The organism is Nitrospirota bacterium, assembly GCA_016178585.1.
In the GTDB taxonomy this organism is placed as follows: Bacteria; Nitrospirota; Nitrospiria; order JACQBW01; family JACQBW01; genus JACOTA01.
The window spans coordinates 14,086-36,475 of sequence record JACOTA010000020.1 but is presented as its reverse complement, the minus strand read 5'-3'; the positions used below and the strand labels follow the sequence as shown (position 1 = coordinate 36,475).

The window sequence follows — 22,390 nt, the reverse complement described above, 5'->3', positions numbered from 1 at the left end:
AGAGTTTAAGGGGTGGGGTCGAAGCTCTCTGTCATACTTTGGTCATACCTGAGAGCAAAGAGGTGGAAACAGAGTGCGTAAGTGCTTGAAAAATATGGTGCGCCCGGACGGAGTCGAACCGCCGACCCTCAGATTCGTAGTCTGATGCTCTATCCAGCTGAGCTACGGGCGCGCTTTTAGATGAAATTTAAAAACCTTATGTCCGCTGCGGAAACGCTCCCAAAGCTAGCTCGGAGGCTCGCACCAGCTGAGCTACGGGCGCTTAATGAAAGGGAGCTTGGGGGGAGCCTCATCACTATTCTGCAATTTCCATCTGCGGGTTCCATGCTACTTCCCACAAATGATCATCGGGGTCTTGAAAATAGCCGGCGTAGCCGCCCCAAAACGTATTTCCGGCAGGTTTGGTGATCTTTGCTCCAGCTTTTTTTGCTTGTTCCATGACTGCATCCACTTCTGCTTTGCTGTTTACGTTATGGCCGATGGTGAGCTCTGTGGGACTTGACGGGGTTTGAAGAATCTTCGCGTCATACGCGATGTCTCTTCGGGGCCAAATCGCCAACTTTAATCCTGACTGCAAATCGAAAAACACAACCGCGCCATGGTCAAATTCTGTTCCAATAATACCTTCTGTCGGCAGACCGAGTCCGTCACGATAAAACCTGAGCGACTTTTCCAAATCGTCTACGCCAATGGTAATCATTGTAATTCGTGGCTTCATAAAATGATCTTCCAAGCTAATTAGATCAAGTCAAAAGATAACATTAGTCTCGCTGTGGAATCGCTCGCGAGCAAGCTTTGACGGAGAGGGAGGGATTCGAACCCCCGGTGAGTTTCCCCACAACGGTTTTCAAGACCGCCGCCTTAAGCCACTCGGCCACCTCTCCCGATAATATCCCGGACCGGGGGTTTTGGAATAATTTCACAAACCAGTCTGAACGGAGAGGCAGGGATTTGAACCCTGGGTAGAGGTTACCCCCCACGACGGTTTAGCAAACCGTTGCCTTAAGCCGCTCGGCCACCTCTCCCTTCACACTGGTTTGTGGAATTTGTTATTTTTTTTATTTTAAAAAAACTTCACCTGAAGATCAGGCTTTTCCTATTTTTTCCAACCCCCGCATATAAGGGCGAAGCGCTTCAGGAACCACTACCGAACCATCGGGTTGCTGATAGTTTTCTAAAATAGCCACTAACGTGCGGCCCACCGCCAACCCGGAGCCGTTCAGGGTATGAAGGTATGCGGGCTTTGCCTTGTCGGCCGTCCGGTACTTGATATCCGCTCTTCTTGCCTGAAAAGTTTCGAAATTACTGCAGGAAGAAATTTCACGGTATTTGTTTTGCCCGGGAAGCCATACTTCAATATCATACGTCTTTGCTGAAGAAAATCCAAGATCTCCCGTGCATAATATCACGATACGGTAAGGAAGATTCAATTTCTGTAAAATGGCTTCAGCGTCAGATCGTAATCGCTCTAACTCCTGGTAAGACGCGTCTGGATGCGCAAATTTGACCAGCTCGACTTTATTGAATTGATGCTGGCGAATTAACCCTTTTGTATCCTTTCCATACGACCCCGCTTCACGCCGGAAACAGGGAGAATAAGCGACATAGGAAACAGGCAGACATTTTTCATCCAGAATTTCGCCCTGATGGATATTCGTGACCGGAACTTCCGCCGTCGGAATTAAAAAAAAACCTTTATCTTTTAAACCAAACAGATCCTCTTCAAATTTAGGGAGCTGACCGGTCCCGGTCATGCTTTTCTCATTAACGATAAAGGGGGTCAGAACCTCAAGGTACCCATGCTCCCCGGTGTGAAGGTCGAGCATGAAATTAATGAGGGCCCGCTCAAGTTGCGCTCCAGCCCCCTTATATAAGCAAAACCTTGCTCCCGCGATTTTTGCTCCCCGCTCGAAGTCAAGGATATCAAGCTTTTCGCCAATTTCCCAATGTGCTTTGGGCTTAAAGATAAATTCTTTCGGCGTTCCCCATCGTCGAACCTCGACATTGTCGTTTTCATCTTTACCAATGGGGACAGACTCATGAGGAATATTAGGAATATTTAATAAAAAGTTTCTTGATTCATCTTCTAGTTCTTGAAGCTTCTTTTCTAGCCCTTTAATTTCGTCTCTTGAAGGGCCCCCAATTGTTTGGATTCCAATCTGCTTGTCAGTAGGTGGAAATGGGGTTTGTTGCATTTTTCCAATTTCACTAGAAGTAATATTTTTTTTCTGCCTCAAAGAGTCAATTTCTTTAATAATTCCTCTTCTTTCAGTATCCAGTTTTTGAAAAGCGGCTAAATCAAACTGAATTTCACGGGCTTTCATCCGTTCCACGACAAATTCAGGTTGTTCTCTTAAAATTTTAATATCAATCATCGGTCAGGAAAAACAGGGACTCTTCAGTTAGGTGGCAAAAGAGTATTTATTTACCTTATTTATGGCGTATAAGTCAATCCATTTAATAAAAATGAAGGGAGTTTTCAGGGAAAATTAAAGGCCAGGAGCTTTAATTCGGTCATTTCTTCGATGGCGTATTTTAGACCTTCCCGGCCCAACCCGGAATCTTTAATCCCGCCATAGGGCATATGGTCCATTCTAAAGGTAGGAACATCGTTGACCAGAAGACCGCCAACTTCAAGCTCCTGAAAAGCCTTGAAGATGTGATCGATGTTCCGGGTAAATAACCCTGCCTGCAACCCGAAACTGGATCGATTGAGCTCTATTAGAGCCTGATCGACTTCCTGATAAGGCTCTACGGTCACGATGGGAGCAAAGACTTCATCGCAATTGACCTTCATTTCAGGGGTTGTTTTGGTTAAAACCGTCGGTAAAAAGACCGTCCCTTCCGCTTTCCCCCCGGTCAAACATTGTGCCCCTTCTTTAACCGCTTCCTTTACCCAGCTCCCGGTTTTTTCCAGGGCGGTGTGATTAATCAACGGGCCCACCTGTGTCGTTTCAAGGGAGGGGTCCCCGGTTTTAAGGGCTTTTACTTTTTCAACCATCCTAGCGAGAAAAAGGTCATAAATTTTCTGATGGACATAAATTCTCTGGACCGAAATACAGGATTGGCCCGCATAGGAAAAACCTCCCGCCACGCAACGAGAAACCGCATAATCGAGATCGGCGTCGTGATGGACCATCACCCCCGCGTTGCCCCCTAATTCCAAAACAACCTTCTTTTTCCCTGATTTTTCTTTTAAGGCCCACCCTACTTTGCCGCTGCCGGTAAAGGTCAGCATTTTAATCCGGTCGTCCAAAACCGCCTGCTGGATATCCTCGACTTCGCAGGGGACCACATTGATAGCCCCTGGAGGGAGCGCCGTTTTTGAAATAACGTCGGCCAATAATAGAGATGTTAAAGGGGTTTTATCAGCAGGCTTTAACAATACGCTGTTTCCGGCGGCAATGACCGGCGCTAATTTATGGGCCACCAGGTTTAAAGGAAAATTAAAGGGGGTAATGGCCAAAATCGGGCCCAGGGGAAAACGGCGGGTCATCCCAAACCTTTTCTCGAATCCTTTGAGAAGGTCTAACGGAATCACCTCTCCCCCGATCCGTTTGGCTTCTTCGGCCGCGGTTTGGAAGGTGAAAATTGCCCGGTCTACTTCCACTCTGGCATCGGTAATCGGCTTTCCCGCTTCTAAAGAGATGGTTTTGGCAAACTCGTCTTTTCGATGGGCAATTTCATCCGAAATCTGATGAAGGATTTCCGAGCGGACATTTGAATCTAATTTTTTTGTCTTTTGAAAAGATGAGACGGTCTGGTCTATGGCAAGAGCGACCTGATCGGAAGAGGCTAAGGATACAGAAGCGATGGATTTGCGATGGTAGGGGTCGATTACCTCAATCGTTTGAGACGAGGTAATCCATTCCCCGCCTGAATAAAAAGGCTTGGGCTTCATGTGAATACCTTTTTATTAAGTCAAATTTAGTTCCAGGTAATAAAACCATCCTGCTCGACAGAATTTAACAGGATGATGTCATATAATGCTTTTCCAAAATCTCTGAGCATATCCTCATTGGAGTGGTTCCATTCTTTGAGACCTGAATCATTGAAGGAATCCACAATTGACGTTTCGTCAATGAAGCTGCCCACTTTATACCTTAAACTCGCCATAATCCTCTTCATTATATTCAGGGGCCTTCGAGAAATTCACTCTCAATGCCCCCGAACCCCGCGTTCCGCACTAGCAAAGCTAGTTGCTTCTCTTATTTTATTCAGGGGCCCGTCCCACAAAGCTTGCTCGCGAGCGATCCCGCAGCGAAGCTAAGTTTTTTAAGCCCCCGAACCCCGCGTTCCGCTCGGTCTAACTACGACCATTCCCAAGTCCGTCACTGGCAAAGCCAGTTGCTTCTCTTATTTTATTCAGAGGCCCGTCCGGGTTGTTTTGATTACTGCGGTTTAAGAGCTAAATGATTTTCCGCAACCGCAAGAAGATTTAGCATTGGGGTTTTGAATGGCGAAACCGGCGCCTTGAACGGTATCGACATAATCGACCTGCACACCTTCGAGAAAAGGAACACTTTGAGCATCCACGAACAGCTTTACCCCGTGAGCCTCGATGACCTGGTCTCCGGCGTTTGCTTTTTCCTCAAAATCCATTCCATATTGAAATCCGCTGCAGCCGCCGCCACTCACATTTATTCTCAGGCCATATCCCGACTTTTGCTCGGCCGCAAGGAGCTCTTTTACTTTTTCACTCGCTTTTTCAGTCAAAGTTACCATGAATCGTTTACCTCCCGCTTTAATATGTTACTTTCAAAATATATCATCCCGATCAGGTTAAATCAAGAGATGTTTTGTTTGCCCCCGGCCGTTGAAAAATGGATCAGGAAATGTTCTGCATAATCTTTGCATCTTTTAAATGACACTCCCCTGTTTTGATATGGTCTTCGTATTCGTTTCTGAAATTTCTCACCAGGCTCTCAACAGTAACTGCAGCGCCTGTGATTAAACTACAGTACCCCCGGCCTTTCACCACGCCGCAGATCTGTTCAATCGACTGAAGGTCCTCACCTTCCCCTTTGCCCGATTCAATCTTCTGATGTAAATCCGCGAGATGCCTCCCTCCCATCTTACAGGGAGGACACTGACCGCATGACTCTTCGGCAAAGAATTCCGCGATATGGAGTCCTGCGTTGACCAAACAGGCTGTGTCGTCGAAAACAATGACCGCTCCGGTACCGAACGCACTCCTTCTTTTTTTCAGAGATTCATAATCTAACGTTACATCCAAATCTTTTTCCGTAATTGTTCCGCAGGAAGGTCCTCCGGGAAAAACCGCTTTTAATCTCCTCCCCGCTTTAAGGCCTTTGCCATTAAAATCGATTAACTGGCGCAACGGGGTCCCCATTGGCAATTCATAAACCCCGGGCTGATTAATATCCCCAGTAAGGGTAAATAAGGCCGTTCCCGGGCTTTCTTCGGTCCCGATTTTTTTATACCATTCAGACCCGTTTTGAACAATATGGGGAATGTTGCACAGCGTTTCAACGTTATTCACTAAAGTCGGCTTGCCATAAAGTCCGTTATGAACAGGATAAAACGGAGGTTTCTGCCGGGGAGCCGGTTTTCTTCCCTCAATGACTTCCAGCATGGCGGTTTCTTCCCCCGCAATATAGGCAAGGGGACTTTTAAAAAGGGTAACGTCTATTCCGACGCCGGTTCCAAGGATATTCTCGCCCCAGAACCCCAGCGTTTTGATTTCCTGCAAAGCCTCTACAACACCGTTTATTTCCTGACTGAATTTCGTATTGAGATAAAGAATAACTTTTGAGGCGCCTACGGTATAGGCGGCAATTAAAGCGCCCTCCAGCAGTTGGTGGGGGTTTGTGCCTAATAATATCTGGTCTTTAAAGGTTCCCGGCTCTTCTTCAGCGCCGTTGCAGCAGAGATACTTCTGGGAAGATTCCTTTCCGGCGACAATTTCCCATTTTTTCCAGGCGGGATAACCTGCTCCCCCTCTGCCTCTTAGCCCTGAATCCTTGATTTCGCAAAGGATTTCATCGGGTTTCATCTTGGTGATCGCTTTTAGCCAGGCATCATAGCCCCCTCGATCACGATATTCTTTCAGTGAAACAGTTTTTTTCTCCTTGAAAGAACGGAACGGAACATCCTGCTCCAGGAGTAAATGCTTTACTTTTTGCGCAAACATTGAACCCGATGTTTTAAGGTCTTTCCAACCTATCGTTTAGAGGCGATGATTAATTTCCTGTTTTTCCCAATGAGGGGAGGGGGATGCTGTCTCCGATTCGAATAAATAACCGGATCAAAAATTTCACCGCAAATCAAACATCTCCATCCGTGAAAATTTAAACGGCCCGTATCGTCATTAAAATCTTGAAATTTTTCAACAACCATTTCGCCTTTACATCTATGACACTGCATATTCTTACTCTCCTTACTTAAATCCGACTATTTTAGTCTGTCTAGTAACGTAATAAAGAGCAAGAAGTATACCCGTTTTTTTAATTATAAAATAAATAACAATATTAATAAGTTATAAATTTTTTGATGATTTGTAAATCTATTTCAATTAGCCTTAAAACATCTGAAAATTAAACGTATCGTATAAAAAATCCAATAAATTTAAATATTTGTATCATTTTTTCATTTATGGAACAAAATTCATTTATGAAACATACCCTATTTTACGATATGATAATCTTTCATCTTTCTCCAAAGGGTTGTCCTGCTGATCCTTAATTTTTCAGACGTTTCCTTAAAATTCCAATTGCATTGATTGAGAACTTGAATGATGAGCTCCCGCTCCATCGCCTCCAAAGGATGTTCTCTGGAAATGGCACGGTCCACATGATCGCTTTTTCGGATCTGAATGTCCCGGGGTAAATGCTCGGGCAATATGATATTCCCGTTACACAAAACCAGGGCATGTTCGATAATATTTTCAAGTTCCCGGATATTTCCAGGGTATTCGTAATTGATCAGAGTGGACATGGTTTGGGGAGAAACCTGTTCTACATTTTTTTCCATTTCTTGATTAAACACTTTCATAAAATGATTAATTAAAAGCGGAATATCGTCTCGACGCTCCCTCAAGGGCGGGAGTGTAATGGGAACCACTCGAAGGCGGTAATACAGATCCTGTCTGAACTGCCCATTGTCCATGGCCTTTTTTAAATCTTTATTTGTCGCGGCAATCACTCTGACATCGACTTTGATCGGCTTCGTATCGCCCACCCTCTCAAATTCCTCTTCCTGAAGCACCCGGAGAAGTTTCACCTGGGTCGACAGGCTGACATCTCCGATTTCATCCAAGAAAATCGTCCCTTCATGGGCGAGTTCAAATCTCCCCTGTTTATTGGAAATCGCGCCCGTGTAAGCCCCTTTCACATGCCCGAACAACTCGCTTTCCAATATCCCTTCCGCGAGAGCTCCGCAGTTTACCCGAACATAGGGCTTCTCCCGCCTCGGGCTGTTAGAATGAAGAGCGTGGGCGATCGATTCTTTTCCGGTTCCGCTTTCCCCCTCAATAAGGACGGTCGATTTTGTCCTTGCTAAACCAGGAATCAAATTATAGATCTCAAGCATCCTCGGATTTTTTCCGACAACCTTATCGAACAGGAGATTTTTAGGAGCTGTTTCTCCAGCGGGCCTCTCCGAAGAGATGACCCTGAACTGAATCACCGCTCCAACCGACTTGTCATGTTCATCTTTCAGCATAAATGTAGACGATCTAAGAACCAGCTTTTCACCCTGTTTATTTTGGCACTTCGATTCAATCTGGGTCAAAGGCTCTTCTGTTTGAAGCGTCCTTTCCAAAAGACACTTCTGTTCAGCGCCCTCCACCTCTATCAGGTGGGAACATCTTTTACCCACAAAATCTTTTTTCGAGATCCCCAAAAGGGATTCGGCAGACGGGTTGACGAAGAGGATTTTTTGATCCGAATTAAGGGCAATGATTCCTTCAGGAAAGGAATTTAGCAACCACTCAGGGTTAAAGGTGTAAGGAATTTCCTGCACAAAACCTCTTAAAATCAAAGGATAGGACGTTCGTTTCTCTATTTTTAAGGATGGCGAAGAGACAATTTATTTACGGATTTGATTGTAAACCGATCGGAAAAAGTTGTCAATCCAATGAAAAAGAAGGTTTGGCTTACAGGATTAGTTTATCTACAGATTGGCACAGTTCAGAGACCGCTTCCGCGGATTTCAAAATACCTGCCTTTTCTTCATGCGTTAACGTAATCTCTATGATTTTTTCGACGCCGTTGATTCCAAGCTTTACAGGAACGCCAACGAAGAGGTTTTTAATGCCGTACTCACCCTGACAATAGGCGGCACAAGGAAGAATTTTATTTTTATTTTTGAGAATGGCTTCGACCATTTCAACAATAGCGGCAGACGGAGCATAATAAGCGCTCCCTGTTTTCAAGAGGCTTACGATTTCAGCGCCTCCCTCCTTTGTTCTTTTGATGATCTGATCAAGGCGATCTTTCGCGATCAATTCAGTCACCGGAATTCCAACCACCGTCGTATACCTTATTGACGGAACCATCGTATCCCCATGTCCGCCTAAAACAAACGCATTGACATTTTCCACCGAGACCCCCAGTTCCATGGCAATAAAGGTTCGAAATCGGGCTGTATCCAAAACCCCGGCCATTCCGATAATTCTATTTTTAGGAAATTGGCTGATTTTGGATGCGACATAGGTCATTGCATCCAGCGGGTTGCTGACGACAATTAAAATGGCGTTTGGTGAAAATTGAACAGTCTGTCGGGTTACCTGAGAAACAATATTCGCATTGGTTTTAAGTAAATCTTCACGGCTCATGCCGGGCTTGCGGGGAATCCCGGAAGTGATGATGACAATATCAGAATCAGCGGTTTCGGTATAGTTATTGGTTCCAACCACCCTGGTATTAAACCGGTAGATTGGACCTGATTCAAGGATATCCAAGACCTTGCCCTGCGGGAGATCAGGAACAATATCCAGCAATACGACATCGGCGATTTCTTTTTCCGCCAGTCGCTGGGCCGTCGTGGATCCTACGTTCCCCGCGCCGATAATCGATATTTTATTCCTCTTTTTCATTTTATCTCCACGCTCGGAATAAAACCACAAGAACAGCGATAGGATTTGTAACTCCTTGTTTTGCCTGTCATCGCGAGCGCCCGCAGGGTGCGTGGCGATCTCGGTTCACGATGGCGAGATTGCTTCGCTTCGCTCGCAATGACAACTTTCTATCGCTGTTCTTGGGTTATGAAAAGGAGAAAGAAACGAAAAAAAGGAAGAAAGCAGGGCAAGTCTCTGAACCTTTAGAGGGATTAGAAGCCTGAAAAAACCTGGCTTCGCAGGAGAAAAGCTCGTGTCCCAAAAAACGGGGCGGTCACTACAAAAAGCTTTGTGTCAGGGGGTTGCGGGAGGAGGATTGGAGATTTGATCTCCAACCACGACCGGCTCAATACTTTTTGCAACAATCGCTGTAGAAGTCTCTTTTTGAACCGAGACGACCTCTAATTCCGCAATAATTCTCTGGGGCAACCTTTCCCGTCCCCCCGGAGAGAAAAAAGGAACCTTTTTCCCGTTCTTAACAACCACGAAGAGATGGCCCCGTTGAACTCCGTCCCGGCTCCCTTTATCCAAATAAACAAAATCATTTGGACCATTATTTTCTTTAAGGTCCCTTGTCCCGACAATGGTCCCCTTGAGTTCCTTTGGAAAAGGAAGGGTTAAATCAATCAAATCCATCGACTGATACGGCATCAGAAAATCTTTTAAACTAATCAGATCAAAAGATTTGACGATTTTGGCCGAAAATGTTTCTTTTCTGGATCCGGGCATCTGATTGGGAATTATTTCAACGAAACCTTTCACACGAATTAATTTTCCCATTAAACGATGGCTTTGGGGATGATGAATCGATCGAACGACTTCGTAAATAGAGTACCGTTCGCCGATATGGAAGGTATGGGAAGATACCGGCAAAAGGTAAACGATGTCCCCCTCTCCCAAAAGCGCATGTTGATTTTCGGACGCGATAATTTCTCCTATTTTCCCGATGGCTGAGGAATCTTTTAGGATAAAACCGCTGGTGAAAAGATCTGTTTCGGTTAAGGCGGAAACCGGCGTTACCCCTTCAGGTTCAGGCTCTGAGATTTCAGGTTGAAGAGGGAAAGGGACTATTGAAGCTTGAAGTTTAGGCGCTTCAGGCATTTCAGAGGGTTTTTCAGTTTCAACCGCCTGATTATTTTTTTCTACCTCTTTTAAAAATTCTTCAGACGGAAGAAATATTTTTTGTCCAGGATAAATCTTGTCCGGATGAGAAATTGCAAGGTTTTTCCCCCAAAGTTTCGGCCATAAAAACGGATCGGAGTAATGAGACGATGATATCCCCCACAAGGTATCCCCTTCTTTCACACTATAATCGGAACCGGGAATTTCCTGAGAATGGCCTGTCGAAACGAGAAAAAAAATGAATAAAAATAAAAGAGGCACAATCGCTTTTGTTTTAAGATGGTTTAGAAACATAAGACCAGCGATAGACTTCGCACCCACTTATTAATCATGTCATTGCGAGCACCGAAGGGTGCGTGGCAATCTTATCGTAAAGTCTTGAGATTGCTTCACTTTGTTCGCAATGACAGCTTTCTAACTCTGTTCTTGGGCGTTTATCAAATACCATCTACCTTCCGAAAAGGATTCCGGAAAGGGTTCTCACGGCAAATTCAAGGTCTAAGAAACGGCCCCATCCTTAAAAGCCGCGTTTTTAAACGACTGATGCTCTGCCTGCCTTGCGCTCACCACGACGTGCATTTCAACTCTTTCTTTTGGGTTATCCCGGCCATCTCTCGGAAGGTTAACGATTTTGTCCGCCACTTCCATCCCAGAAGTGACCTCGCCAAACACCGTGTATTGACCATCAAGAAATTTAGAATCGGCAACACAGATAAAAAACTGAGATCCGGCGCTATCCGGGCTTGCCGACCGGGCCATCGAAACAATTCCTCTCTTATGACTTTTCTGATTAAACTCGGCTTTTAGCGTATGGCCGGGCCCGCCCATTCCATGCGTTGAACGGTCATCTTTATAGAGTCTGGTATTAGGGTCCCCGCACTGGATCATAAAACCCGGAATCACACGATGGAAAGACGTTTCATCGTAAAATTTTTTTTCGGCCAGCTCAATAAAATTCTCGACATGTTTAGAAGCCAAATCCGGGAAAAATTGAATTTCAATATTTCCGAATTTAGTTTTGAGCGTTGCGACTTTTTCACTTTTTGACATCGGTTCTTTCTCCTGTTTAATAAAGCCCCTAAACGGGTGAAACTTTCCCGGAGCCTTTAATGGTTTTCGGAGGACCTTCCCCCAGCAGTCTGATCCCCCATATCCCAAGCTCATACAAGATCAATAAGGGAATCATCATCAGCATCATGTTAAACACATCCGGCGTCGGGGTTAATACGGCGGCGATAATGGAATTAATTAAAATAGCGTACCGCCTGTTTTTTGCCAACACCCTTGAGGAAACAATTCCAGCTTTCGCTAAAAGAATTAGAGCTATAGGTATCATAAAAATTAGGCCAAAAGCCATCATTAATTTTAAAATAAAGTCAATATAACTGGTTAATATAATCTGGGGTTTGATTCCCCTCTCAACCCCAAACTGGACCAAATAGGACAGGGCAAAGGGAAGAACGACAAAATAACAAAACAGAACGCCTGCGACAAAAAAGAACGATCCTCCCAGGATAAAAGGGAAAACCCATTTTCTTTCTTTCGGCTCAAGCCCCGGCGAAATAAACTTCCAAACCTGAAACAAAACAAAGGGAAAAGAGACAAAAAAACCGGCAAAAAAAGCGACCTTAAAGCTTACCCACAACGCCTCAGACGGCGAATTAAAATAAAGGTCGGCGGGTAAAAGTTTTTTTAATACCTTGAGGATCGGATCGATCTCCTGTAATGCGATTCCAAAAAAGATTCCTAGAACAACCAGGGATTTAATGAGTCTGGAGCGTAACTCAACCAGATGACCGGTAATCGGCATGGTCGACTCTGTCTTTTTTTCTTTTTTCCAGAGGCTAACCATCTTTTTTTCCGCCAGTTTCCTTTTTGAGCCGATTCTCAGTTGCAATGGGATCCTCCTGAGAAACTTTTTTAAGCTCCCCTAAAACCTCACTTTCAATCCGACCGGCTGTTTTTTTGAAATCGCCCGCCATCCGGCCCAAAGTTTTTGAAAAAGTCATAATCTTTTCGGGGCCTAAAACGATAAAAGCGATGATTAAAATTACGACTAATTCAGGAAAGCCTATTCCAAACATGGGAGTCTTACACCTTTTTCTCTTTAAATTCTTTAATCATTTGCTTCAGCTGGTCTTTAAAGACCAATTTTTCTTTATGAATTCTTTTAACTTCAACCTCTTCTTCCGGCAACAGGGTTTTGCGTTTATTGAGCGCTTCGAGTTTTTTGGATAGCTGTTCATGTTCCTTTTCAAAATCACGAAATTTTTTGTTTTCCTTCCGAATCTGTTTGACCAATTCATCATCTTTTTGATATTCAGACATGAACCCCTCCCTCATAAGTGCAAAAATGGTTAACGCTTCTGGAAAACCCGTTCGATCAGCTTCAGTGGCCTTCCACTGGAAAATCAAGGCGTCTTCTGTGGGATTCGAATAATAACCCTTTCTTTCGGCGAGATTGAGAAAACCCACTTTTTTATAAAGCGATTTCGCTGCTTCATTGGAAGCTCTGACTTCTAAAAATATTTTTTTTATTTTATTTTCCTTTATTCTTTCAATCACGTTTAAAATAACTTTTTCTCCCAAACCTTTCCGCCGGAATTGAGGATCGATTGCAAAATCGAGAATATGAGCTTCATCGAACAAAGACCACATGCAAAGATAGCCGGCATTTTCGCCCTCAACTTTGACAAGAAATTGCTCCGAAAACGGATTTTTTAAAATTTCATTTTCGAACATCGCTTTTGTCCATGGCTGATTAAAAGATGCCGTGGCAATTTTCAAAACTTCGTCAAGGTCTTCTAACCTCATTTTTTCAAAGGTACAGTCCATGAATTTGAACTTTTTCCGAGGGAAAGGCTGGGAGAATCATTTCCACCTTTCCGTTTTTTGCAAAATCCATCTTTTGATAGGCCGTTAACCCTACCGTTGACGCAGCCGGGAACTTTAACAGGGGGGCATAAAAAATATTTTTGTTGGACATTTTTTTAAACAGTTCTGGAGAAAAATTACCCAAAAGGTGTGTCGGAGCATCAATCTCGTCCAAAAGACTTTCCAATGAAACCACTCTGGCCGGTTTTAAAAGGTTCAATCTGAAAAATTCGTCATATTGATAGAGCGCGGCATACCCTTCATTTCTCCGCCCCTGAATAACAGGACAAATCGGATAAGGGGTATGTGAAACTCGTCCCGCAAAGGCCTCCAGGGTTGGGATGCCGGAAACCGGTTTATCCAAAGCGGTCGAAAACCCTTTAACAGTCGCAATCCCTACGCGAAGGCCGGTAAAAGATCCCGGACCAACCGAAACGGCAAAAAGATCAATATCGGAAAGGCCAAGACGGCAGGATTTCAAAAGACCGTCGATCATTTTCAAAATCACCCGGGAATGATGCCTCTCATGATAGACCATATATTCCCCCAGCAGACGTCCGTCCTCTAAAATCGCGACGCTTCCCATCGGGGTGGATGTTTCAACTGATAATATGATCAAACAGCTTGTCCTCCGCCTATTTTATTAAGATATTTAATCCAGGTTAAAATAATCAGCCAAAAACGAAGGGGAGAAATTGGTCTCCACAAATTCGACTTCAAGATCTCCCTCCTTTGATTTTACCTGAATTCGACCTGGCCATGAACCATTATTTTTATCATTAAAATCGGAAAAATAAATGGTTCCGGATAGCGGGTAATCCCCCGTCATTTCCTCATAAATTTCTTCTTTTACAGGATAAAAAAAGGAGCGTTCAAACCAGATTTTTTTCAATAATATGGCCTGCTTTCCTTTTATTTTAAGAACCGACCCGGTAAAATGATCCTTCCCTTTTTCAATAAAAATCATCTCATCTTCCATGAGCACGGGGTTCCCCCCGTAACGAAACTCATTCATCATTTTAAGCCAGAATTCCCAGTTAATCTTTTCTGCCGCTCCGGGTCCCATTTTGGCGGATAAATCTCCCCGGTCCTCCAAATTTCCTCTTAATGGCGGATCCCCTCCGAGGCTGATTTTATAAAAATTCTTCAAGAGGGTGAGGTCAATAACGGTTCTCCCGAAAGAGTCAAATCCCTGGAAACGGACATGATCCCCCGGTTCGAATGAAAGGATCCCGTTCAGTGCCTGGCTTGCCCCCTGATTGGGATGAATTGAAAATGACACCATGGCTTTCATCTCCTGGCGGGCTTTTTCTCTTTGAGCAAACAGGTGTAGTAATTCCTGGGAAGTCGCGTCTTTTTTGAACGCCAGGGTCCGAAGGGAGGAAGCACAGGCTCCCAGAACAAGACTGATCACCAATAAAACAAAAAACGGGGTTGCGCCAGTTTTCACGGGAAAAGGGTCCCCATCAACTCATCGGTCGTTTTGACAGGGACCAGTTCAAGAGGCGTCGCCTTATTGAGATATTCCTTATTTTGAAATGGAATAATCGCTTTTTTAAAGCCCAGCTTGGCGGCTTCATTTAACCTTGTCTGAACATCATTAATCGCCCGGACTTCTCCCGCGAGACCGACTTCTCCCAGGATCAGGGTCCGGGAATCGACCGCTCTTTCTTTAAAACTTGAGGCGACCGCGGCCACGATCCCCAGATCAATGGCGGGTTCCTGAATATGAATACCGCCAACCACGTTAATAAAAATATCCTGGTCTTGAAACTGAAGGCCTCCTCTTTTTTCAAGGATGGCTAAAAGAAGGGCCAGACGGTTCGGATCGACACCATTGGCAACACGCCTTGGAATTCCCAGATACCCGGAAGTCACAAGGGCCTGCAGTTCCACCAGGATGGGCCGGCTCCCTTCGAGACTGGAGACCACGACCGAACCCGTGGCTTCCTCCGGCCGGCCGGCCAAAAAAAGTTCGGAAGGGTTCCTGACCTCCGCCAATCCCTCTTCGTTCATTTCAAAAACACCAATTTCCTGGGTCGAACCGAAGCGGTTTTTTACCCCCCTCAAGATACGGTAAGGGTGTCCCTTTTCCCCTTCAAAATAAAGAACAGTATCGACGATGTGTTCAAGCACGCGCGGACCTGCGATCGCCCCTTCTTTGGTTACATGGCCCACCAAAAAAGAAGAAACGCCGGTTTTTTTGGAAAAGATCATCATCTGCGAAGCGACCTCTTTGACCTGGCTTACGCTTCCCGGGGAAGACTGCAACCCGGAAGAAAAAAGGGTTTGTACCGAATCGAGAATAATCGTTCCCGGAGAAATATTTTTGACGGCTCGAAAGATTTCTTCTAACGAGGTTTCGGATAATAGATAAAGATTTTCTGATCGAATTCCAAGACGGCCCCCTCTCATTTTAATCTGGGCCAGGGACTCTTCTCCGGAAACGTACAACACTTTTTGAAAACAGGCCATTTTACCGGACGCAGAGAGAAGAAGGGTCGACTTTCCAATTCCAGGATCTCCGCCGATCAGGGTCACAGACCCCCGAACCACCCCTCCTCCCAAAACCCGGTCAAACTCTTCGATTCCAATCGGGAGGCGGTCTTCCTCCACCTGTTCAATCTCAATAAACCGTCTTGGTTCGTTTTTAGGTCCTCCCTCGGACTTCCACCGTGAATCAGCGGTTTCCAATTCTTCGACCAAACTGTTCCACGCACCGCATTCGGGACACCGCCCTAACCATTTCAGCGAAAGGTACCCGCACTGTTGGCAGTGGAAGGACGATTTCAGTTTACTCACCGGAAAGGCCTCGTCTCAAATATTCAGGGGCCTGTTCGCTTCGCTCCCAATGCCCCCGAAGCCCTCGTTTCGCGCTGGCATAGCCAGTCGCCTCACTTAAAAATAGGAAAACTCTTTTAGACATTTTTTTAAAAAAGGAATCTGTTTTTCCGCGGCGGCCCTTCCCCTCTTAAGAATGAGCGGGCCTTTTTTAAGGTCGATCAGGGAAATTCCGGAGGCATCCACGTTAATGACGATATCGGCAAATCTTTTTTCAACCGCGGCGTTTTTTTTCGCAAAAAGAGTCACCGTATGGATTCCGATTTGAAATAAATTGTTCAAATTTGAAAGCTCCCTTGCCCGGTCGTTTACATCGACGGCAATCGTCAGCGTCGCTCCCATATTTTCGACAAGGGTCAAAACCGGCAGATTACTCGCGATTCCGCCGTCAACCAGGATTTTCCCGACGCCATGCGCGGGGGAAAAGATGACAGGGAGACTGCAACTGGCGGTCACCGCTTCGGAGACCAAACCCTCAGTCAGGACAACTTTATCCCCTGATTTTAGATCTGCGGCGACAACAGCCAAAGGGATTTGAAGGTCCTTAAAATGGAGAGCGCCAATATATTTAGAAATGTAACGATGGAGATTCTTCCCGGAGATTAAACCTTGTTTCGAAAAAACAGGCTTAACCATTGCTCTCCATGAAAGCTGAAGGGCGATCTCTTTGATTTTGTCGACGCCGAGGCCGGACGCGTAAAGGGCGCCGACAAAAGCCCCTCCGCTGGTTCCCGCAATGGAATCGATGACGATCCCTTCTTTTTCAAGAACCTCCAAAACACCAAGGTGGGCGATACACCGGGCAGCTCCTCCGCTGAGCGCGATACCAATCCGCGGTTTTTTCGTCAAGAAGGCCCCTTCATCCGACTTCCTTTTCCAACAAAACGATTTCTTCTCCGTCAGGCCCCGTGATCATTGCCGCCCGCTCCCCTTTGACCGGTTCATAGGGTTCCTTGAGGATAACAACATTTTGTTCTTTTAACCGCAGAACAGCCAGATCCAGATTCGGAACAAAAAACCCGAGCGAAAGAGGTCCGATCCCATTCTCATTCCATTTCGAATTTAAAGACTGTGAAGGCTTTCCGCCGTAAAGTTCCAGACGTCCGTCCCCTGCCTTCAGCCACACGATCCTTCTCCCTTTCGAACTCACCTCTTTTTTAATGACCGGAAACCCTAAAATATTTTGGAAAAAAAACAATGATTTGTCCAGATCCCGGCTCTGGATCGCAATATGGTGCAGACGGAATTCCAAATTTTACCTCTGCTTTTTTAATTGTTCTTCTTTAAAAAACTTCTTATAAAGGACTTCCCATTCAGGGCTTCCTTCAACAGGCCTGCGGCTATAAGAATGGATTTTGTTGCGAACCATCAAATCGATTTCCTCACTGATTTTTAATTCAGAAGAAATGGCCTTTTTGATTTCCCTGAGCACCCTCGTTTCATCTTCCAAAAGGGCCGCCCATTTTTTTTCGATAACATTTTCCAGAATCTGATGCGACAAAGCAGAGACTTTTTCTTCGCTTAAAATCATAGATGCCAGTTTAGACTATTCCGAAAATCATGTCAAACGCTAGAAAAGCCAAACAAATTGACAACAAAATCGTTTACCGATAAGATGGACAAAATATGAAAATTTTCTCCAAAACAGGGAATAATCCTCCTTTGCCCGGGCGGGGCCTTCTGATGAAATTCATCGTTTCCTACACGATTCTCATTGGGATGGTTTTTCTTCTGGGCAGCTGGATTGTCTTCTATCATATCAAAAAAGCGCTCGACACGGAGCTCTCAAAGAGGTTATTAGGGATTTCGGAAATCGTTTCGGCAACTATTCCTCTCTCCTATCTTAAGAAAATAGGCCCTGGAGATGAAAATTCATACCTGTACACGCACCTGCTTGAATCTTTGAAGAAAATACAGGAAAAATCCCGGGTGAAGGATATTTTCATCTTTGACCGTCAAAACCGAATTCTGGTCGACGTTGACGATGAGGTCCCTATCGGGAATATTTATCTTTTTTTAAAACTGGACCTCACTGAATTGGAAGAAGTTTGGAAGGGGAGACCCTCGTCGTCGGTCTTATATAAAGGAAATGATAATAAATTTTATAAATCCGGGTATTCCCCTATTTACGATGAAGATGGGCGAATTTTCGCGGTCGTGGGAGTGGAAGCCGGCGCCGATTTTTTAGAAATCCTCTCCAATTTCAAAAAAAACATATTTTGGCCGGTTATACTAACCTTCCTTTTCATTATTTTTTTCAGCTGGTTGATCTCCAGATCGATCATTAATCCCATTAAACATTTGGTTTCGGCCATGGACCGTGTGGGGCAAAACCAGGCTTACTCAAAAGTGCCCATTACGACCCATGATGAAATCGGCTATTTAGGCGACCGTTTTAATGAAATGATCGATAATATCAGCGAAAAAGATGACCAGCTCAAGGAAATGTATTTAAAAGAACAAATCCGGGCAAACACCTTTGAAAATTACAGCAATTATATTTTAGAAAGTATTTCCAGCGGCGTTATCGGAGTCGATCAACATTTTACCATTACAACGTTTAATTCTGCCGCGGAACGGATTCTTGAAATTTCAGCGAGAGATTGCCAGGGAAAGCCATGTTTATCCGTCCTGGGAGGGTCTGAAAACGGCCTCGCTCAAATTCTCGTCGAAACGGTGAAAAATCGCAAAGAAAGCGGGAGAGTGGAATTTCCATTCGTCACAAATACAGGAAAACATAAATGGCTTGAATTGAGCTCCGCACCGCTTTTTGAAAATAAAAATAATTTAGCAGGCGCCTCTCTGATTCTTATTGATTTAACAGAAGTGAAGAAGCTCCAGGAAGAGGTGAAAATCAAGGAAAGGCTGGCCGCTTTGGGAGAACTCTCCGCCGGCGTCGCTCATGAAATCAGAAACCCGCTGGGAGCCATTGAAGGATACGCGGAACTTCTTGATCGAAAATCGCAGGACGAAAAATCAAAGCTTTTAACGCATAATATCATTAAAGAGGTGAAAATCTTAAACACGATTGTGACAGATTTTCTGGCCTTTGCGAGAGAACCTAAATTAAATTTGAAGACCGTCACCCTTGAACCTATTCTTCATAAAACACTGGATATGGCGTGCGCCGCGCATCAAGCGATTCCCTTAAAAACCCGGATCCATATTCCGTCCGGTTTCCCCCGGGTGGATCTGGATGAAAACGAGTTCAAAAAAGCTTTGCTCAATATTCTTCTTAATGCGGTACACGCGATGCCTGATGGAGGCAGTCTCACCATTACGGCGCGGGCTGAAAATGGTAAATGCATTATTTTGATATCGGACACGGGGACCGGAATTCCGGAATCGATTCAATCCAAAATATTTAACCCTTTTTTTACGACAAAGGAGACAGGCACCGGACTGGGACTTGCCATCGCCCACAAAATCATTGCGGGCCATCTTGGAACCCTTTCGTTTACCAGCCGGATCAATAATGGAACTGATTTTATAATCAGGCTTCCATTTAGCAGTATGGAGAATGCATGAAAAAAATATTAATCGCAGAAGACAAAGAATCGATGAGAAAAATGCTGATTGAAGTCTTTTCCGAAAAGGGATATGTCTTGACCGAATGTCAGGATGGAAAAGAAGCTATAGAAAAAATTGAAGAAGAATTTTTTGATATTATTTTGACCGACTTGAAGATGCCGAAAAAAGACGGGATAGAGGTCTTAAAGGCAGCCAGGGAAAAATCTCCGGAAACGCCTGTCATTATGATGAGCGCTTTCGGAACGGTTGAAAGCGCCGTTGAAGCGATGCGGAAGGGGGCCTATGATTATGTTTTGAAACCCTTTTCACTCAACGAAATCGAAATAAAGGTCGAAAAAGCCCTCCAGCAAAAGAACCTTATTTCAGAGAATACCTATTTAAAGGGAAACTTGCTCGATTTCGGAGATATCATCGGAAAGGAAGAAAACATTCAAAAAGTTTATAAAATGATAGAAAAGGTGGCGCCTCAAACCACGTCGGTTTTGGTTCTTGGAGAAAGCGGAACAGGGAAGGAAATCGTCGCCAGAGAAATTCATAAAAGAAGCTCGAGGCCGTCTCAGCCTTTCCTGGCCGTTAATTGTGCGGCCCTCGCAGAAAGCCTTCTCGAAAGCGAATTGTTTGGCCACGAAAAAGGAGCCTTCACGGGAGCGGCTTTCCAGAAAAGAGGAAGATTCGAAATGGCCGATGGAGGGACCTTGTTTTTAGACGAAATTGGAGAAATCGGCCAATCCATTCAGGTCAAGCTTTTAAGATTTTTACAGGAAAAAGAATTCGAACGGGTGGGGGGAACCAAAACATTAAAAGTGGATGTCCGTATTATTGCCGCCACCAACAGGGACATCAAACAGGAAGTCTTCGAAAAACGCTTTCGGGAAGACCTTTATTATCGTTTAAATGTCGTCACGTTAAAACTCCCTCCTTTAAGGGACCGGAAAGGCGATATTGAAAGCCTCAGCGAACATTTTCTCAAAAAATATAATAGAGATCTCCACAAACATAACCGCCTTTCACAGGAGGTTATCGCCGTTTTTAAAAAGTATCCGTGGCCCGGAAACATCAGAGAACTCGAAAATGTCATTGAAAGAGCCGTTGTGTTGTCAGAGGACGAAATGATCGTATTGGCCGATATCCCTGCTGAAATGCACCAGGAGACATTTCTTCCTAGGCTGACGCCGGATTTGGCGGCCTCCTTAAAGCTTCCTGAACAAATCAATCATCTGGAAATGGATATTTTAAAAAAAACCCTTGAAGAAAATCATTGGAACCAGACGAAAACAGCCAAAGTTCTGGGGCTTAAAAGAAGTTCTTTGCAGTATAAAATGAGAAAATATGGCCTCATTCCCTAAACGTCTCCTCCGCATTTTTTTCCAAAATGTTTTTTCGAGTTTGGTCTTAGGGGTTTTGACGGTTGGTGTTGTCTTTTTTTTACACCTTCCACCCGTACTTCCTTCGTCGGAAACGATCCGGTTATTAAAAGAAAAAATAGCCGAATTAAATGATCAAATTCAACAGCGGGAAGTCGATAAAAAAGACCTTGAGCTGAAAGAGACAAAATTTACCGAAACAATTAAAAGTTTAAAAAATGAATCGAAAACCGTGCCCAGCCTTTACCTTAATCTTCGAATCGAAAATTCGCTCAAACAGTTGCGATCAATCCTGATTGCCCTCCGGGAAGCTGAGAAAAACCAAGCTCTCTTAAGGGACGAGTTGTTTAAAACCAACACTGATTTGAAAGAGGAGATGGAGAAAGAAATCAACCGGCTCATTCAATCAGCCCAGGAAGCCTTCCAGAGCGGTAATGAAATTGAAGCCGATCGCGATTACAAAGACGCGCTTCAGCTGATGGAGGAGCATAAACAATTTCAAATGGAGTATGCAATCAACAATATTGTTGTGCCTCCCCGGGTCGAAATCCTCCTGGATGGAAAAGAAACGCCGGAAAAACTCAGGGAATTAACCGATTTCGCCAGAAATGACATTGAAAATTTCGACAGGGAAATTAAAAATCTTCAGGAAGAAAAGAGCCGTATCCAGGAAGAGGTCGCCCTTCGGCAGAACCTGATTAAATACGCAGAATTAACCGAGCGGGAAGGAAACCGTTCTATCAATCAACGGGGGATCCTTGAAAAGGAACTGTTAAATTTTAAAAAAACTCTTAAAACCATCGGCAATAAAATCATTAAATACAAAGGAGCCATTCAGACCCTGACACGGGAAATCAAGAGAATAGAAAACCTGATACAACAAAAAGAGGACAGATAGGAAATGATGATGAAAAAAAGAAATCGCCGCTTTCTAATATTCGGATTATTGATCCTCTTGAGCGCCGCCGGGAGCTGCACGGAGCCCTCTTTATCTCAAAAGGGGTATCAAGCATTGGAAGCCGGGAATACTCAGGAAGGTATTTTTTATCTTAAAGAATACCTTCAAAAAAACCCAATGGATACCAAAGGAAGAAATAATCTGGCCGTGGCCTATTTACGGCAAGCCCATTATGACCAAGCTTTTAAAGAGTTGCAAAAAGTCATCGCTCAGGATCCTAAAGACGCGACCGCTCACTATAACCTGGCCCTGGTGTATTACTATAAAAAACTCTTTGATGAGGAAATTCAGGAATATAGAAAGACCATTGCCCTTGCCCCTTCCCATTACGGGGCCCATTTAAATTTAGGGCACGCCCTTTTAGGCAAAGGGCAAAAGAAGGAAGCCATTCAGCAATATCAATGGGTCATTGAGAAAGATCCTGAAAATGGGAAGGTGTTTTATACGCTGGGCGCGTTATTTATGGACCTCACCGAAAGTGAAAAAGCTATTTCGATGTTTAAGCGATATCTGGAGCTTGACCCTGAAGGGAAATTTTCAAAGCAGGCGCATGCCTTTTTGGACAAGCTCAACAAAAAGAATTTCCCTCACGAAAAACCGTAGCCCTTTGATTTAAAAGGA

23 protein-coding genes and 3 tRNA genes are annotated in these 22,390 nt (G+C 44.5%); 4 read left to right on the top strand and 22 right to left on the bottom strand.

The annotated features are described in order from the left end of the window. Positions 1 to 95 precede the first annotated feature (95 nt). The 22 genes from HYR79_03985 to HYR79_03880 all read right to left on the bottom strand — a co-directional run bounded on the left by HYR79_03985 (position 96) and on the right by HYR79_03880 (position 17,447). Positions 96 to 172 (bottom strand) — tRNA-Arg (locus tag HYR79_03985). Positions 173 to 295: 123 nt separating this feature from the next. Then, the gene (locus HYR79_03980) at positions 296 to 718 is read right to left on the bottom strand and encodes a VOC family protein (protein MBI1820849.1); all 423 of its coding nucleotides are present in this window, start codon (positions 716 to 718) and stop codon (positions 296 to 298) included. 81 nt (positions 719 to 799) lie between these two features. Next, positions 800 to 884: transfer RNA gene (locus HYR79_03975), tRNA-Ser, on the bottom strand. 52 nt (positions 885 to 936) lie between these two features. Next, a tRNA-Ser gene (locus HYR79_03970) sits at positions 937 to 1,025 on the bottom strand. Between the two features lie 60 nt (positions 1,026 to 1,085). Further along, complete coding sequence (gene serS / locus HYR79_03965; GenBank protein MBI1820848.1) at positions 1,086 to 2,375, bottom strand: serine--tRNA ligase; 1,290 nt, start codon at positions 2,373 to 2,375, stop codon at positions 1,086 to 1,088. Positions 2,376 to 2,479: 104 nt separating this feature from the next. After that, on the bottom strand, positions 2,480 to 3,901 hold the full coding sequence (locus HYR79_03960) for an aldehyde dehydrogenase family protein (GenBank protein MBI1820847.1): 1,422 nt from the start codon (positions 3,899 to 3,901) through the stop codon (positions 2,480 to 2,482). A 26-nt stretch (positions 3,902 to 3,927) separates the two neighbouring features. After that, positions 3,928 to 4,128, bottom strand: coding sequence for a hypothetical protein (locus tag HYR79_03955; protein ID MBI1820846.1), 201 nt, complete (start codon positions 4,126 to 4,128; stop codon positions 3,928 to 3,930). Positions 4,129 to 4,401: 273 nt separating this feature from the next. After that, on the bottom strand, positions 4,402 to 4,725 hold the full coding sequence (gene erpA, locus HYR79_03950) for an iron-sulfur cluster insertion protein ErpA (GenBank protein MBI1820845.1): 324 nt from the start codon (positions 4,723 to 4,725) through the stop codon (positions 4,402 to 4,404). 103 nt (positions 4,726 to 4,828) lie between these two features. After that, positions 4,829 to 6,154, bottom strand: a complete 1,326-nt coding sequence (locus HYR79_03945; GenBank protein ID MBI1820844.1) for an SLBB domain-containing protein — start codon at positions 6,152 to 6,154, stop codon at positions 4,829 to 4,831. A gap of 491 nt (positions 6,155 to 6,645) precedes the next feature. Then, a complete protein-coding gene (locus tag HYR79_03940; GenBank protein ID MBI1820843.1) occupies positions 6,646 to 7,983 on the bottom strand; it encodes a sigma 54-interacting transcriptional regulator in 1,338 nt (445 codons plus the stop codon). A 133-nt stretch (positions 7,984 to 8,116) separates the two neighbouring features. Beyond that, positions 8,117 to 9,058, bottom strand: coding sequence for a malate dehydrogenase (gene mdh, locus HYR79_03935; protein ID MBI1820842.1), 942 nt, complete (start codon positions 9,056 to 9,058; stop codon positions 8,117 to 8,119). 315 nt (positions 9,059 to 9,373) lie between these two features. Beyond that, positions 9,374 to 10,495: a LysM peptidoglycan-binding domain-containing protein gene (locus HYR79_03930; protein ID MBI1820841.1), complete on the bottom strand. Its 1,122-nt coding sequence runs from the start codon at positions 10,493 to 10,495 to the stop codon at positions 9,374 to 9,376. Between the two features lie 204 nt (positions 10,496 to 10,699). After that, on the bottom strand, positions 10,700 to 11,251 hold the full coding sequence (locus HYR79_03925; GenBank protein MBI1820840.1) for a peptidylprolyl isomerase: 552 nt from the start codon (positions 11,249 to 11,251) through the stop codon (positions 10,700 to 10,702). A gap of 28 nt (positions 11,252 to 11,279) precedes the next feature. After that, positions 11,280 to 12,053: a twin-arginine translocase subunit TatC gene (gene tatC / locus HYR79_03920; protein MBI1820839.1), complete on the bottom strand. Its 774-nt coding sequence runs from the start codon at positions 12,051 to 12,053 to the stop codon at positions 11,280 to 11,282. Beyond that, the gene (locus HYR79_03915; protein ID MBI1820838.1) at positions 12,046 to 12,285 is read right to left on the bottom strand and encodes a twin-arginine translocase TatA/TatE family subunit; all 240 of its coding nucleotides are present in this window, start codon (positions 12,283 to 12,285) and stop codon (positions 12,046 to 12,048) included. Before HYR79_03915 ends, tatC begins: the two co-directional genes overlap by 8 nt. Positions 12,286 to 12,292: 7 nt before the next feature. After that, positions 12,293 to 13,036, bottom strand: a complete 744-nt coding sequence (rimI, locus tag HYR79_03910) for a ribosomal protein S18-alanine N-acetyltransferase (protein ID MBI1820837.1) — start codon at positions 13,034 to 13,036, stop codon at positions 12,293 to 12,295. Continuing rightward, complete coding sequence (tsaB, locus tag HYR79_03905; GenBank protein MBI1820836.1) at positions 13,020 to 13,694, bottom strand: tRNA (adenosine(37)-N6)-threonylcarbamoyltransferase complex dimerization subunit type 1 TsaB; 675 nt, start codon at positions 13,692 to 13,694, stop codon at positions 13,020 to 13,022. The genes rimI and tsaB overlap by 17 nt, the downstream gene beginning before the upstream one ends. A gap of 33 nt (positions 13,695 to 13,727) precedes the next feature. Further along, complete coding sequence (locus HYR79_03900; GenBank protein MBI1820835.1) at positions 13,728 to 14,525, bottom strand: hypothetical protein; 798 nt, start codon at positions 14,523 to 14,525, stop codon at positions 13,728 to 13,730. Next, entirely contained in the window at positions 14,522 to 15,877 is a 1,356-nt protein-coding gene (gene radA / locus HYR79_03895; protein ID MBI1820834.1) for a DNA repair protein RadA, read from the bottom strand. Before radA ends, HYR79_03900 begins: the two co-directional genes overlap by 4 nt. A 96-nt stretch (positions 15,878 to 15,973) precedes the next feature. Beyond that, positions 15,974 to 16,765 carry a patatin-like phospholipase family protein gene (locus HYR79_03890; protein MBI1820833.1) on the bottom strand — a complete coding sequence of 264 codons (792 nt, stop codon included), beginning with the start codon at positions 16,763 to 16,765 and terminating at the stop codon, positions 15,974 to 15,976. A 10-nt stretch (positions 16,766 to 16,775) separates the two neighbouring features. Then, entirely contained in the window at positions 16,776 to 17,168 is a 393-nt protein-coding gene (locus HYR79_03885) for a VOC family protein (GenBank protein ID MBI1820832.1), read from the bottom strand. A gap of 3 nt (positions 17,169 to 17,171) precedes the next feature. Further along, complete coding sequence (locus tag HYR79_03880; GenBank protein MBI1820831.1) at positions 17,172 to 17,447, bottom strand: DUF507 family protein; 276 nt, start codon at positions 17,445 to 17,447, stop codon at positions 17,172 to 17,174. 95 nt (positions 17,448 to 17,542) lie between these two features. Between HYR79_03880 and HYR79_03875 the strand changes: the two genes are divergently transcribed. The 4 genes from HYR79_03875 to HYR79_03860 are packed head-to-tail and all read left to right on the top strand — an operon-like array spanning position 17,543 to position 22,372. Next, complete coding sequence (locus tag HYR79_03875) at positions 17,543 to 19,444, top strand: PAS domain-containing protein (GenBank protein MBI1820830.1); 1,902 nt, start codon at positions 17,543 to 17,545, stop codon at positions 19,442 to 19,444. Further along, complete coding sequence (locus HYR79_03870) at positions 19,441 to 20,793, top strand: sigma-54-dependent Fis family transcriptional regulator (protein MBI1820829.1); 1,353 nt, start codon at positions 19,441 to 19,443, stop codon at positions 20,791 to 20,793. Before HYR79_03875 ends, HYR79_03870 begins: the two co-directional genes overlap by 4 nt. Beyond that, positions 20,777 to 21,709 carry a hypothetical protein gene (locus tag HYR79_03865; GenBank protein MBI1820828.1) on the top strand — a complete coding sequence of 311 codons (933 nt, stop codon included), beginning with the start codon at positions 20,777 to 20,779 and terminating at the stop codon, positions 21,707 to 21,709. The genes HYR79_03870 and HYR79_03865 overlap by 17 nt, the downstream gene beginning before the upstream one ends. 9 nt (positions 21,710 to 21,718) lie before the next feature. Further along, a complete protein-coding gene (locus HYR79_03860) occupies positions 21,719 to 22,372 on the top strand; it encodes a tetratricopeptide repeat protein (GenBank protein ID MBI1820827.1) in 654 nt (217 codons plus the stop codon). The last annotated feature ends 18 nt before the right edge of the window (positions 22,373 to 22,390 follow it).